This is a genomic window from Brevibacillus porteri, from assembly GCF_003013475.1.
In the GTDB taxonomy this organism is placed as follows: domain Bacteria; phylum Bacillota; class Bacilli; order Brevibacillales; family Brevibacillaceae; genus Brevibacillus; species Brevibacillus porteri.
Map to the genome: position 1 here is coordinate 250,703 of NZ_PXZO01000011.1, position 14,648 is coordinate 265,350.

At 45.3% G+C, this 14,648-nt stretch carries 12 protein-coding genes and 1 pseudogene; 12 read left to right on the forward strand and 1 reads right to left on the reverse strand.

Annotated elements, in window-relative coordinates:
- The first annotated feature begins 14 nt into the window (after nucleotides 1–14).
- From C7R92_RS09040 to C7R92_RS09050, 3 genes are all read left to right on the forward strand, one after another.
- On the forward strand, nucleotides 15–743 hold the full coding sequence (locus C7R92_RS09040) for a thioesterase II family protein (protein WP_106833992.1): 729 nt from the start codon (nucleotides 15–17) through the stop codon (nucleotides 741–743).
- Nucleotides 744–794: 51 nt separating this feature from the next.
- Nucleotides 795–2,375, forward strand: coding sequence for a proprotein convertase P-domain-containing protein (locus tag C7R92_RS09045; protein ID WP_069845042.1), 1,581 nt, complete (start codon nucleotides 795–797; stop codon nucleotides 2,373–2,375).
- A 227-nt stretch (nucleotides 2,376–2,602) separates the two neighbouring features.
- The gene (locus C7R92_RS09050; RefSeq protein WP_106833993.1) at nucleotides 2,603–3,031 is read left to right on the forward strand and encodes a MarR family winged helix-turn-helix transcriptional regulator; all 429 of its coding nucleotides are present in this window, start codon (nucleotides 2,603–2,605) and stop codon (nucleotides 3,029–3,031) included.
- A 214-nt stretch (nucleotides 3,032–3,245) separates the two neighbouring features.
- On the opposite strand, the gene C7R92_RS09055 is transcribed toward C7R92_RS09050, so the two are convergent.
- Complete coding sequence (locus C7R92_RS09055; protein WP_106833994.1) at nucleotides 3,246–3,923, reverse strand: GNAT family N-acetyltransferase; 678 nt, start codon at nucleotides 3,921–3,923, stop codon at nucleotides 3,246–3,248.
- Between the two features lie 440 nt (nucleotides 3,924–4,363).
- Here C7R92_RS09055 and C7R92_RS09060 point away from each other — a divergent pair, with 440 nt between their 5' ends.
- From C7R92_RS09060 to C7R92_RS09095, 9 genes and pseudogenes are all read left to right on the forward strand, one after another.
- The gene (locus tag C7R92_RS09060; protein ID WP_106833995.1) at nucleotides 4,364–5,476 is read left to right on the forward strand and encodes an NADH:flavin oxidoreductase; all 1,113 of its coding nucleotides are present in this window, start codon (nucleotides 4,364–4,366) and stop codon (nucleotides 5,474–5,476) included.
- Nucleotides 5,477–5,699: 223 nt separating this feature from the next.
- Nucleotides 5,700–6,068: a nuclear transport factor 2 family protein gene (locus tag C7R92_RS09065; protein WP_106833996.1), complete on the forward strand. Its 369-nt coding sequence runs from the start codon at nucleotides 5,700–5,702 to the stop codon at nucleotides 6,066–6,068.
- 191 nt (nucleotides 6,069–6,259) lie between these two features.
- Complete coding sequence (locus C7R92_RS09070) at nucleotides 6,260–7,081, forward strand: helix-turn-helix domain-containing protein (protein ID WP_244195701.1); 822 nt, start codon at nucleotides 6,260–6,262, stop codon at nucleotides 7,079–7,081.
- A 241-nt stretch (nucleotides 7,082–7,322) separates the two neighbouring features.
- Nucleotides 7,323–9,062, forward strand: coding sequence for an ABC transporter ATP-binding protein (locus C7R92_RS09075; protein WP_106834020.1), 1,740 nt, complete (start codon nucleotides 7,323–7,325; stop codon nucleotides 9,060–9,062).
- Nucleotides 9,059–10,933, forward strand: coding sequence for an ABC transporter ATP-binding protein (locus C7R92_RS09080; protein WP_106833998.1), 1,875 nt, complete (start codon nucleotides 9,059–9,061; stop codon nucleotides 10,931–10,933). The genes C7R92_RS09075 and C7R92_RS09080 overlap by 4 nt, the downstream gene beginning before the upstream one ends.
- A gap of 139 nt (nucleotides 10,934–11,072) precedes the next feature.
- On the forward strand, nucleotides 11,073–11,540 hold the full coding sequence (locus C7R92_RS09085; protein ID WP_244195702.1) for a citrate/2-methylcitrate synthase: 468 nt from the start codon (nucleotides 11,073–11,075) through the stop codon (nucleotides 11,538–11,540).
- A gap of 26 nt (nucleotides 11,541–11,566) precedes the next feature.
- Nucleotides 11,567–11,773, forward strand: a complete 207-nt coding sequence (locus C7R92_RS32790) for a citrate synthase family protein (protein ID WP_244195703.1) — start codon at nucleotides 11,567–11,569, stop codon at nucleotides 11,771–11,773.
- Between the two features lie 36 nt (nucleotides 11,774–11,809).
- A pseudogene (locus C7R92_RS09090) lies at nucleotides 11,810–12,946 on the forward strand (acyl-CoA dehydrogenase family protein); the annotation flags it as partial.
- A gap of 276 nt (nucleotides 12,947–13,222) precedes the next feature.
- Nucleotides 13,223–14,644, forward strand: coding sequence for a serine hydrolase domain-containing protein (locus tag C7R92_RS09095; protein ID WP_106833999.1), 1,422 nt, complete (start codon nucleotides 13,223–13,225; stop codon nucleotides 14,642–14,644).
- Nucleotides 14,645–14,648: the final 4 nt, after the last annotated feature.

The following is a 14,648-nucleotide window of genomic DNA, read 5'->3' on the forward strand; positions in this document are numbered from 1 at the left end:
GGGCGGGGAAAGAGATGAAATTGTTCTGCTTTCCGTACGCAGGTGGACTTCCCAGCATTTATTACAGTTGGAGACGGGTATTGTCGCCAGCGTTATTGGAAATTGATCCATTCGAAGTACGGCCTTCATTTCAGAGTGATAGCATGGTTCTTTTCACCTCATTTTATGAGGTCTTGGAGGATGTATACAAACGGATCACACCAGAGCTGGGGGAAGAACCTTTTGCCTTTTTTGGTCACAGCATGGGTGGATTAATCGCGTTTGAACTGACACGAAAGCTGTTGCAGAATGGAAAGCCACTGCCCCAGCACTTGTTCTTGTCTGCATCCCGCGTGCCACATGCGTATCACAAACTGGCGAAAACATACCACCTGCCGCATAACGAGTTCATCGGATCACTACGAACACTTGGTGGCACACCCGATGAAGTTTTGGATAATCAAGAGCTCTTGGAGCTATTTTTGCCAACGATTCGCGCTGATTTCCAAGCCGTGCAAACTTACGAAATGAATAACGAGCTTCCTCAGCAAATCCCTGTCAACATGACGGTTTTGTTTGGGAAAGAAGATTCTATTGAAATCCAAGATATTGTGGCGTGGCGAGACTATTGCGGGCGAGAATGCAAATTCTTTCCAATGCCTGGTGGGCATTTCTTTATTCATCACCAAATGAATCCGATCCTAGCGATCATTCAAGACACATTGAATGTAGACCGGGCAGTTGCAATCCGTGCACAATTCTAACGATTGTGCACGGCAACAATAAATCCTAAGGTGAAGGTTGGTGTTCTTTTTATGAATCAGAAAGCACTATCTCGTTTGCTGGCGGCCGTTACATTATCAACGGCGCTGGTCTACCCGCAAGCGGCAAGCGCAACGGCTCCACCTCCGGCTCTGCATGACGACAACCCAAGTGGTCATTTTGGTGACTGGTACACTGGTGCGGTTCCTCCCAATGCATCCAAAGACAAGCCCGTGATCTTGTTTGTCCAAGGTCTGCACTCCACCTACAAAACCTGGTATACAACAGACGGATATTATGATGCAGCCTATAACGCCGGGTATCGTACCGCATTTGTGCAGTTGAAGGACGCGGATGGTACTGGTGGCAACATGTGGACAAACGGAGCCAAGCTCGCCGAAGTTATTAAAAAGGTCGCAGATTATTATGGTGTCTCCAAAATCAATATCATTGCACATTCCAAAGGTGGCATAGATACACAGGCAGCGCTCGTCCACTATGGCGCGCATCCGTATGTCAATGTTGTTCACCAGCTTTCCACGCCAAACAAAGGTTCAGAATTGGCTGACTTAGCTTACAGTAATTGGGCAGGATGGCTTGCTGATATTCTTGGCAAAAAAGACGATGCGGTGTATTCCCTGCAAACGTCATACATGGCCAACTTCCGTTCCCAGACTGACAACCGTACCGAAATTCGTTCAACCAAGACATACATGGCTGCCGGAACAGGGGATGATGGCATGTTTAGTCCTACCTGGTTTGGTCATGCGGTTCTTCCCGGTGAAGATGATGGCGCTGTTTCCGTTGATTCTGCCTTCGGTTTGACTTATGGGATCAAGAGCTTTACAAAAGATATTTCCCACGGTCAAATCGCGAAAGCCTCGCAAACATGGGATCTGGTCGAACCGAAATTGCAAAAGGCTTCTATACGTGCAAATAAAGTAAGCGAAGACAAGTCAAAATCAAGCACTTTGGAAGAGAGCTCCGTCATTCTCCGTGGTGGCGAAGTGGAAGACAACGTCTCGGAAACATTTTTCCTGGAGAGCGGAATCGATCAGTTCAAAGTAGATACGATGACTTCGTCGGAAGACACTGTCGTGACCCTGATCAGTCCGTCTGGCAAAAAGTATGAAGCGGACAACACTGAAAAAAGCGAATCGGAGGATGAATCCGAGATATTCCAAGATGCTGTTCATCACTTCATTGAAGTAGAGGAGCCTGAAGCAGGCGAATGGACACTTGAAGTTGAGGGCTCTGACGATGCCTTTTTCATGGTGGGTTCCGTGAATGGCGGAGAAGAAGCGAAAGTAAAAGCGAGCAAAAAGGTATTCAAGAAAGGTGACAAGGCGAAGATTTCCGTCGACTTGGGTAAAAACGAAATTGATCAATCGCTACTGGAAAAAGCAAACCTGACACGTTCACTGAACGGCGAAAAAGCAAGCGTCCTTGATGAAGTAAAGTTTGCCATAAAAGAAGATGAGCTTACTGGCAATTTTAATGTGCCGACTAAACCAGGTGTTTATAATCTATCCTTTGACGTAACTGGCATCAATGAGGACGGCGAACCATTTACACGCTCTATTAATTACAACTTTGCGGTAACAGATCGTGATGGAGAAATCGAAGACCAATAAGAAGCAGCTTCAGCTATTGGCGACACTTGAACGAGTTAAACGAGTCTAAATTTCGCTTTCATTTTTCACAGCCCTCACGGAAAGTGAGGGCTTTTTTGTTTTGGCTTCCAGTCCGATTGAATCGAACAAAAGAAGTATTCGTGACGAGAGTTTGGAGCGTGATACCTTTCTGTATTATAATGAAACGGATTAACATGATATATAGTCGAGAACAGGTGGAATTTACTATGAAAACCGACCCTAATCATGAACTTATAAACGATTGGTTGGCTCTTACTCACATTACTGAAAGTATTTCCAATATGCTTGAAAAAGATTTACGAGAAAATTACAATCTTTCTTTAAAAGAGTTTTACGTCCTTTACTTTTTATCGAGAGAAAGTAATAAAACACTGAGGTTACAACAATTACAGGAACGGGTTGGATTAAGTCAAAGTGCGATATCAAGGCTGGTTGGAAGACTTGAGGCAAAAAACTGTAGAGCTTTACAGAGGAATGTATGTGAAGACGACCGTAGAGGCGTTTATACTCAGTTGACCGAATTAGGTGAAGAAAAACTCCAGAGATACCTCGTGACGATGAATGAAATTCTCCAATCTGCTTTTTCAGATGGAAAATTTGATGAAGCATTACAATTGCTAGTGCAAAAGAAGTAATTGCAAAAAGCCACCATTTCCTAACTAACGGGAATAGCGGCTTTTTTTGTATATGTCTGATGAAAGTAAAGTCTTAGACTGCCGCGGCTGTTTCAGCCTGTTATTCAACTAAGGTACTCGTTGCTTTAACATGTGATACGTTTCACCACGCTGTCTGAAACGGTAAGTTTTAAGGCCATCCTTTCCGGAATGGCCTTTCATTTTGATGTAAACCTTAGTAGATTGAAATATCCGTTCCATAAAAGTGAAGACGCAGGCGTTTTGCAATAGACAGCGAAGAATAATTATCCCATGATGTACTATATAAAGGAATCCTTTGAGACCGTCTTATCGCTTGGGCCCATGAGGACGTTACGTGCATCGCATATCCTTTTCCTCTATAATCTTTCAATGTCTCGACTCCGGCCTCTGCAGCCTTATCGTTACTTCTTGCGCTAAAACAGACAGATACGGCCATGTTGTTTTCCGTCACCATAAAACAAGGTCCTCGAAACTTCAGTTCCGATAAAAGAGTAGGAAACCCTGGTTCCAAGCAGTATTTATTCTCTTCAGTGACCAAGGTGGCGTCTGTGTAACCCTTTACGGTTTCATGAAATGTAAAAGCCGGCCCCATCCATAAACCTCTAATTTCTCTGTCTTTCTCCAACGCGTGAATAACATTAGGCAGTTGCTCGGTTGAATCACCCTGATTCAGGAATTGTATGATGTCATGGATTATGCGATTTGGTACGTCGCTGTGAAATCTTACAATACTGCCAGCAACGGTCTGTCCCCAAAAAAATCGAGGAGCAGGCTGGTTCGTTGGCTCATTAATCGTTGTGATACGTCCAGCATGATCATGAATATAGAGTACTCTTGCTTGAATGCTCATTAGTTCTAAATGGTTGTACAAATGCTTACCTCCTCTATTGATCACTCACCCTTTCCCTGTACAATTTAATTAGCATCAAAGATCACTCGCTCTCGGCATAATCTGTATTCAAGATATCATCTTTCAGAATCAGTTTGAATTGTCTTCTTTACGTTTCAACAAATAAACTTGCCCTCATTTGAGATACAGTTCTCCGTTTGATCTTAAACTAATCTCCCATTAGTTATAGGGATCGCCGTTACACTTATCGGTTGACAGGTGAAAAAGGATGATGGTAAATTATATGCGTGCGCATGCATTTAAAACAATAGAAAGCTCTACTCACAAAAATCAGTAAAGGAGTGGGGGTTTCAAAGGTTTAGAGTTAACAAATCCTAATATAATGTGATGTTACATCTATTGCTCAAGAGTGATAAGGAAAAATTAGTATGAAAAAATAGTGAAAAGAAAGAGGGAATCACATGAATTCATCAAAATCGGTAACAGCGTTATTCACCCCGTTTGAATACAAAGGACTGAAACTTGAAAATCGGTTTGTTATGGCACCCATGACCCGCAGTTTTTCACCGAAAGGGATTCCAGGGCCCAATGTAGCTGACTATTATCGTCGCCGCGCAGGTAACGAGGTGGGCTTAATCATCACCGAAGGAACGCTAATCGAGCATCCAGCTGCGGGTGCAGACCAGAATGTTCCCCATTTCTATGGAGAGGAAGCACTCGACGGATGGGCACGCGTTGTTCGAGAAGTACATGAGGCGGGCGGAAAAATTGCTCCGCAGATTTGGCATACCGGCATGGCTCGCCAAAAAGAGAAATTCCCAGAATCAGATGCCGAACCAATCGGTCCTTCTGGTCTAAGTCTTACTGGTGAAAAGGTATCAGAACCACTCAGCATCGAAGAAATCAACGATCTCATTCGGGCTTACGCACAAGCCGCTTCTCAAGCTAAGAAAATTGGTTTTGACGCAGTGGAAATTCACGGGGCACATGGCTACCTGATTGACCAGTTCTTCTGGGAAGTCACCAACAAGCGTACAGATGAATATGGCGGTGATCTCGTAGGCCGCACCAAATTTGCTGTAGAGGTGATTAAGGCTGTGCGGGACGCAGTCGGTCCAGACTTCCCGATTATTTTTCGATTCTCCCAATGGAAACCGAGCGATTATCAATCCAAACTGGCAAAGTCGCCTGAGGAATTGAAGCTTTTCCTTACACCTCTGTCCGAAGCCGGTGTGGATATCTTCCATGCTTCCACCCGACGCTTCTGGGAGCCGGAGTTTGAAGGCTCTGAACTAAACCTGGCAGGCTGGACTCGTAAACTGACGGGAAAACCAACGATCACCGTTGGATCTGTTGGATTGGACTCTGAGTTCCTGAGTCTATTCACCGAAGGCAAGGGTAGTCAGCCCGCTAACATCGATAATCTGATTGAGCGTATTGAGCAAGAAGAGTTTGATCTTGTGGCAGTTGGACGTGCGCTACTGAGTGATCCGGCTTGGGTATCAAAAATTCGTAACGGGAATACCGAAGAACTTCAACCATTTACGCGAGAAGCATTAACAACATTGAGCTGATCGCTATTTTATAACAGGCAGCTTCTGTAAATAGAAGCTGCCTGTTGTGTTCGTGCTCCAAGACCAGTTACCATTCACCACTCCATTTTTGAGCTAAATAAACAAATTCATTGAGCTTATTAGCAAAGTATTGATCGTAATCCCCTGATATTCTTGATGCATGAAGGGAATGTCGATAAAACGTTCCCTTCATACTGGAAAATCAATTGAGGAGGATTACCAGATGAGCAGAGCACCCATCAAAGATTACGAGGAAATTCTGGAAGTGATGAATAAGTATGTGGAAGGAATCGCCACTGGGAAAAGCGAAGTCATGAAACCAAGCTTCCATAAAGATGCGATTATGTATGGATACGAAACTATTGGTTTGGTGGAAGGATCTATTCAATATTTATATGATTATGTGGATCAAGCTGGTCCTGCACAAAATCTTCAAGCAAAAGTGGATATCCTTGATATTGAAGGCACGGCCGCTTGCGTTCGTGTCGTTTTAGAAAGTTCAGATGGCGCGGTATACTCTGACTTTCTGCAATTGCTGAAAATAAACGGCGAATGGAAAGTGATTGCGAAACTGTTCCACCGTCATACCTAAACCCAGTACTTAAAAGCCGATCACGTCAGAAAAAGACAAACCCGTCTAATCTTACTTCCGTGCAAGGCAGCGGGTTTGTCGTTCTGATCGGAAGGGGAAGGAGGCGACTATTTTTGTCTGTAGGAACCACTAGGATAATCAAGGCGCCGCAAGGGTTAACGAAAACAGAATTTAAAATTGGAAGTCTAAAAATGAAAGGGATATCTGTGATCGACTTCTGCTTTGACGCAGAAGCCACAAAAGGGACGATGTTTCTAAAGGATCATCTTTTGTTAATTGTTCTTCAGGGAGTGTACACGATTCGGTACGGTGATCAAGTACACAAGGTCCGCAGTAATGAAATGATGTTCCTGCAGAAATCAATTGCAATCGAATTTGAAAAATCGGGCGAGCTGGATTCAGGGGACGGATTGAATGGTTTGATGTTTTTCCTAAAAGAAGAGATACTGGATGATTTCATCAAATTAGGCGATATAAAGCCCACTTACCCTGAGTCACCAGTACCAGTATCGGTGAATCCGGTTAATACGTGTATTTTGGAATACGTCGAATCATTAGAGCCCTATTTTGATAATCCAGATGAAATCGTAGAGGGTCTTGTTAAGGTGAAAGTAATGGAACTGTTGTTTCATGTGATTGATGCAAATGAACAGATCTCATCCCAGCTCTTGCAACCTAAGAGAAAAGAATGGAATAACATTGACAAGGTAGTAGAGGAAAACCTGATGAATCCCGTTTCTCTTCACGATTTGGCCTATTTATCTGGACGAAGCTTGTCGACGTTCAAACGGGATTTTCAAGTTATGTACAATACATCCCCAATAAAATGGATTCGTAACCGCAGGCTAGACAAAGCCAAAGAACTTCTTACAAATACGTCATTATCCGTTACAGATGTTTGTTTCTCCACTGGATTCGAAAACGCTGCACATTTTTCAAAAGTGTTCAAGGACAGATTTGGTTTTCCCCCTTCCGAACTCAAAAAAGGAAGTGGGCTAAAAAGAACGATGTAGTACCATTCATAAGAACAAACTACGAAACGATTCTGATAAAGGGTCGTTTTTTTCGTTGAGTGGGATACAAAAAAAGAACCAGTGGAAAAGCGCATGGGCAAATCCAGATGTGAGCGCTCCTTCGGTAGTCCCTATGGTAAGTGCAGGCAGCAATCAAGCGTACTTCGCAAATACATGCATACAACCGTAAGGCGATTGGAATTGTAGTATGGAAGAGGCAGGAAAGGGAGCGTGTATCCGTATGATGAGGCTGTTTCGATACTTGACGTCCTACAAATGGCCGATCACAGCGATATTGGTGCTTGTATTCGTCCAATCGTTATCCGATCTGTACTTACCAACATTAATGGCGGATATCGTTGATGTCGGGATTGTGCATGGCGACACCTTCTTTATTTGGAAGGTTGGCGGTTTTATGCTGCTCGTCGCTGCTGGTGGGGGCTTATGTGCCATCGGAGCCAGTTACTTCTCATCCAAGGTTGCCATGAGCTTTGGTCGTGAGCTGCGTGCCAAGGTGTTTAACCAAGTAGAACACTATTCCCTGCAGGAGATCGACCAAATTGGTACAGCCTCGCTCATTACGAGGACAACGAACGATATCAATCAAGTCCAGCAGGTTTTGATCATGATTTTGCGTATCATGGTGGCTGCTCCCATGATGTGTATCGGTGGAATTATTATGGCTTCATCCAAGGATGCCAAGCTGACGCTTGTTCTTGCAGTAGTTGTTCCCATTCTAGCTTTAGCTATTTTCCTGATCGCACGCAAGGGGATGCCTCTTTTTAAAGCCATGCAAAAGAAGCTGGATAAGCTGAATTTGGTCGTGAGGGAAGGCTTGACGGGAATTCGTGTGATTCGCTCGTTTAACCGTATAGATTTGGAGAAAAGGCGTTTTAACGAGGCGAATTCTGATTTGACACAGACAGCGATTAACGTGAATCGAATCATGGCAGCCTTGATGCCGATTATGATGCTGACTTTTAACTTGTCTGCCGTTGCCATTCTTTGGTTTGGTGGCATTCGTGTCAGTAATATGGATCTGCAAGTTGGTGATCTCATGGCGTTCATCCAATATGCGACGCAGATTATGTTCTCATTGGTTATGCTGTCCATGATCTTCGTCATGGTTCCGCGTGCTTCTGCATCCGCTATCCGAATTAATGAAGTGTTGGATTTACATTCGACCATTTATGATCGCTCTGAGCCTGTGACGCAAACGAAAACGACAACGCCAGGCACGGTGGAGTTTCAGGATGTGACATTTTCTTATCCTGGTGCGGAACATCCCGCATTGACCTCGATCACCTTTACAGCTCGTCCGGGGCAGACCACCGCGATTATCGGAGGGACAGGCTCCGGTAAATCGACGATACTCAATCTGGTTGAGCGATTCTACGATGTGACTTCCGGAGCCATACGAGTAGACGGCCTTGATATACGTGACCTGCCTCTAGAGCAATTGCGAGCAAAAATTGGTTATGTCCCACAAAAAGTGCTGCTCTTTTCAGGCTCGATCGCTGACAATATTCGCTTCGGTAAAGAGGACGCGACAGACGCCGAAATCGAGCATGCCGCGATAATTGCGCAGGCAGGCGATTTTATTGCGAGTATGAAGGGCGGATACGAGGCACACATTTCCCAAGGCGGTACGAACGTGTCCGGTGGACAAAAACAACGGTTATCGATTGCGCGGGCAATTGTCCGACAACCGGCCATCTATATGTTTGATGACAGCTTTTCTGCGTTGGATTTCAAAACAGATGCGTTATTGCGAGCAGCTTTAAAAGAAGAGGTCGAGAAGAACCAATCCACGTTAATCATCGTGGCTCAGCGGGTTAGTACTGTGATGGACGCAGACCAGATTATCGTGCTGGATGAAGGCTCGATTGCGGGTATGGGTACACATCAAGAGCTCATGCAAAACTGTGAAGTCTATCAAGAAATCGTACGATCCCAACTGACAGAGGAGGAGATCGCATGAGTGAACCGCGAGGAGGTAAGCAAGCTCCAAAGGGTGGCGGCCACATGGGTGGACCGATGGGAATGGTGATACCAGGAGCAAAAGCAAAGGACTTTAAAGGTACACTCAAGCGTTTGATCGGCTACTTTCGGCCACACCGTATACAGCTGATCATCGTGTTTCTGGCTGCCGTTTTGAGTACGATCTTCGCCATTGTTAGTCCCAAACTGATGGGGAAGGCGACAACGAGTCTTTTCTCCGGCATGATCGGTCTCATGCAGGGACAGCCTAAGGAAATCGTATTTGACTTTGGGTATATTGCAAATATCCTGCTCCTATTAATCGTCTTGTATGTCATTAGTGCGCTGTTCAGCTATTTGCAGCAATACGTGATGGCAGGGGTATCGCAGAAGATCGTCTATGACATGCGTGAGCAGGTAAATGAGAAATTGTACCGCCTGCCGCTGAAATACTTTGATTCGAAAATGCATGGGGATATTTTGAGCCGTGTCACAAACGACATTGATAATATCAGCAACACGCTCCAGCAAAGCCTGACACAGCTCATCACTTCCATCGTAACGATCATCGGTGTCATCATTATGATGCTGACGATTAGCCCATTATTGACTCTCATTCTAATTTTGACGTTGCCGCTCAGTGCCATTGCTACGAAACAGATCGCCTCGAAATCACAAAAGCATTTCATCGGACAGCAGAGCTCCCTTGGTGAATTGAATGGGCATGTGGAAGAAATGTTTACGGGGCATCAGGTTGTAAAGGCGTTTGGATATGAGAAGAAGTCACAGCAGACATTTGATCAAATCAATGCCAAGCTGTACGAAGCCGGATGGAGGGCGCAATTTATATCAGGGATTATCATGCCGGTAATGAGCTTCATCGGAAATATTGGCTACGTGCTCGTCTGCATTGTCGGCGGGATTCTCGCTACGAACGGTTCCATTGAAATCGGGGATATCCAAGCCTTTATCCAATATACTCGTCAGTTCACGATGCCCATTGCGCAAACCGCGAACATCGCCAACCTGATCCAGTCGACGATCGCCTCAGCGGAGCGGGTCTTTGAGGTTTTGGATGAAGAAGAGGAAGTGCCTGAAAGCACGCAACCAGTCACGATCGCAGCGCCTAAAGGCAAAGTGGAATTTCAGCATGTCAAGTTTGGTTATAAAGAAGGGCATTTACTGATGCAAGACATCAATCTCGTAGTAAAACCTGGACAAAAGATTGCGATCGTGGGCCCAACAGGTGCGGGTAAGACGACCATGATTAATTTGCTGATGCGCTTTTATGAGCTCAATGGCGGAGCGATTCTGATTGATGACGTCGATATTACATGCATGAAACGAAGCGAACTTCGCTCCCTGTTCGGCATGGTCCTGCAAGATACGTGGCTGTTTAATGGAACGATCCATGATAATTTGGCCTATGCACAACCTGAGACCTCTGATATAGATATCATTCGCGCAGCGAAGGCGGCTCGTGCCGATCACTTTATTCGCACGCTACCAGAGGGATACAAGACGGTGTTAAATGAAGAGGCCTCCAATATCTCCCAAGGGCAAAAACAGCTGTTGACCATCGCTCGTGCTATTTTGGCAGATCCTACAATTCTGATTTTGGATGAAGCAACAAGCAGCGTTGATACACGGACCGAGGTGCATATCCAGGAAGCGATGAATGAACTGATGAAGGGACGTACCAGCTTCGTGATCGCCCATCGACTGTCTACGATCAGAAATGCAGACTTGATCCTCGTCATGAACAAGGGAACGATCATTGAACAAGGAACACATGACGAGTTGATGGAGCAAGAGGGCTTTTATGCTGATTTATACAACAGTCAGTTTGCAGAGTCCACATCAGCAGGCTAAAATCGATGCTTTACACGAAACCGCCAAGTAAGGGCGGTTTTATTGTTGGGAGAGAAAGTTTACAGGGTGGCATGGTAATTGCTTGTTAATATGTCAAGCAGGTAAACCAGCTCAATGCATACGAAGGCGAGGAAAGAGAATGGAATTTCAGACAATCATCGGTGTATCAAAATCAGACAAGATTTATGTTCATGCCTATGATTTGACAGAAGATTTAATGGGACAGATCACGTTGGCGGATATGGCATTTTTGGGAGCAGCACACCGGAAGCCTACCCAGAATGAATCAGAAATGTTGAATGCGTGCATGGTTGCCATATGTGAACATGGATTTACGCCCAGCTCGATTTCCGCACGTTTGACCTATCTGGGAGCACCGGAAGCTGTGCAAGCTGCAGTCGCAGCCGGATTGTTGGGGGCGGGTTCAGTCTATCTAGGAGCCATGGAATACGTGGCTCAAATGCTTCAAGAAGCGTTGCAAAAGTACGGTGCTGATTGCGACAGAAAAGAGGTCGCCAAACGAATCCTGGAGGAACGTGAAGAAAAAGGATTGCAAATGACAGGGTTCCACGCACTGAAAAATTGTTTGCATTGGCAGAGGAGCTAGGGTTTGCCGGAAACCATACGGCTATCATGAAAGAAATTCACGAGCAATTCAGCACGAAAAAAGGCAAACGAATCACACTAAATGCGGCAGTCCCGGCGAGGGCCGTCGGACTAATTGCCCACATTGTGGAAGAAATCGAATCCGGCAGGAAAGATTGCATGGCACAGAAGCTATACGACTTTGTGGAGGAAAATACCCTCTACACCAATCGCATACCAGACGAAGTGAAGTAGTAAACCGACGTCACGGTAAGAAGGGGAGCGGATGACATGAGCGTTACATTCAGCTGTGAAATAGAAGAGCTGCGCAAAGCTGTGAGGAGTTTTATCAGCGAGAAGGTTGACCCAGTTGCTGATCAAATTGAACGCGAAGATCATATACCAGATCAAATCTTGGATATGTGCAAAGAAGTGGGATTGTTTGGCCTGAGCATCCCCGAACAATACGGCGGACTCGGTATTGATATGTTTGGAAAATGCGCCATTTTTGAAGAAGTAGGGAAAACAAGCAGTGGATTAACGACCGTCATTGGTTGCCATAATGGCATCGGTTCTGTAGGGATTGTCGAGATGGGCACGGAGGAGCAAAAACGAAAATACTTGCCGCGCATGGCTACCGGTGAAATGATTGGCGCTTTTGCTTTAACAGAACCAAGTGCAGGTTCAAATGCGACTAATTTAAAGACAAGGGCTGTACGAAAAGCAGACAAGTTCATCTTGAATGGCTCCAAACATTACATCACGAATGCTCCAATCGCTGGCATTTTCACGGTCATGGCTGTCACCGATCCTTCTAAGGGAGCAAAAGGGATCACCTCCTTTTTAGTCGAGAAAGATTTCCCAGGCTTCCAGATCGGAAAAATAGAAGAAAAGATGGGCTTAAGAGGCTCCCATTCGGCTGAGATATTCTTTGAAGACTGTGAAGTGCCTGTAGAAAACGTCCTTGGCCATGAGGGAATGGGCTATACCAATGCTCTTAAAATTCTGGCGAATGGACGGGCGGGATTGGCAGCCAGAAATCTCGGTTCTTGCCAAAAACTACTGGATATGTCCATGAAATATGCGATGGAGCGCATCCAATTTGACAAGCCGATATTTGAACAACAAATTATCCAGCACTACTTGGCAGAAATAGCACTGGACTGCGAAACACTGCGGGCGTTTACGTATCATGTCGCATCGCTCGTTGATCAAGGCAAAAATGTAATCAAAGAAGCCGCAATGGTGAAACTGTTTGCCTCCGAAGTCTATAACCGTGTGGCAGATAAAGCGGTCCAAATACATGGGGGGATCGGATACATCAAAGAATACCCGATCGAGCGTTATTACCGGGACGCCAGAATTACCAAGATTTATGAAGGCACCTCGGAAATCCAAAAGAACATCATCGCAGGCCGTTTACGAAGGAATACTCGTAATCAAGTGAAAAGAGGGAATGCTGGATTTGACCAGCGACATTTCAGAGCCCGGCGTCATACAAGACGAAGGGCCATTTTTTATTTGACTGCGATTTGTTATCAATATTTTTTATTTTCAGAATTATATATTGTTGTTTTTTCATCTGCCGCTTATAATTCTACTAGCGCACAAACTTCATATCCTTATTTTTTTGAAGTGTATACTTCGGAATGAAACCTGAAATTGCTTTCCTGTTTGTAAGAAATGAACCTAAGGAGGCATGACATGAAGATGAATGAGTGGGAAGCGTCGTTTGAAGCATACGTCCAAAGGCTGATGGATGATTTTCAAGTTCCCGGTGCAATTATTGCCGTAGCCAAAGACGGAGAACTCACTTATGAAAAAGCGTTTGGTTATCGGGACCGCGAAAAGCAAGCTCTCATCGATCTAGATACGGTATTTGGCATCGGGTCAATTACGAAGTCGTTTACATGCATGGCGATCATGCAGCTTCAGGAAGAAGGAAAGCTTTCTGTGCATGATCCGGTTATCACCTATTTGCCGGAGTTTCGCACACCGGATGAAGCCCAGACGAAAAGGATCACCATTCATCATTTCATGACACATACCCTCGGATTTCCACCACTTCCATCTCTCATTCCCGCAATGCTACCCAGCTTACAAGCCGATCCGACAGCAGAAAAATTACTTCACCAGTTTGAAGCGCAATGTAATCACCCAATCGATACCTTCGAAGACCTCATGGCAGATATAGAGAAGCTGCCCTTTGAATTGTTGGGACCTGCTGGGACAGAATTCAGCTATTCGAACGAAGCTTTTGGCTTGCTTGGGGCGATTATTGAGCGTGTCAGCGGCAAAACATACGAAGCCTTTGTCCAAGAGCATATTTTACAGCCACTGGGCATGGAACGCACGGTTTTTCATGTGGAGGAATTAGGCGCGGATGACAATACTACCATGCTGTATACACGTCGCATGAATGATGGTGTTCGTGAAGTAGTACGTGCACCCGGTTGGTGGGATGCACCCTCCATGCGTGCAGCAGGCTTCCTCAAATCGTCCGCACGTGACATGCTTCGGTATGCGGATGTTTATCGGACAGGCGGGCTTTCAAATGGAGCGAAAATCATCTCGGGAGATAACGTCTCCCAAATGACTAAGCCTCATGTCCGTATTGACTTGAGCCGCAGCTATGGTTATGGACTCGGCGTGTTTCCATTTTCCGAAGATTACACCTTACTTACCCATACCGGCGGCTTAAAAGGGATTACCGCGCAAATGTTCATCGTTCCAGAGGCGGGAGTAACCGGTATTCTTTTGACCAACATGGATGATGCCCCCATTTCTAATCTGACATTAGGTTTGTTGAACAGCATGTTCGGTCGCCCGCTCGAGACGCAGTTCGCCACGTTTTCCGATTGTGAAGTTCCGCTTGCTTACTTGCAGCAATGTCCCGGTACATATAAATCCGGAGAAGGAGACGTAGTAGAGATCAGATTCGATGAAGCACAGAGACAGCTCGTACTCGTTCTTGGCAGTGATGTGTTCCCGCTGCGTTCTGTTGGCGAAGATACGTTTCTGTTCACTCGTCACAACGTCGATTCACTCATCCGCTTTGTTCGCCAACCAGACGGTGAAATTAAGCGCTTGGCGTTGGGATCGCGCCAAATACCGAAAGAAACCTAATCAA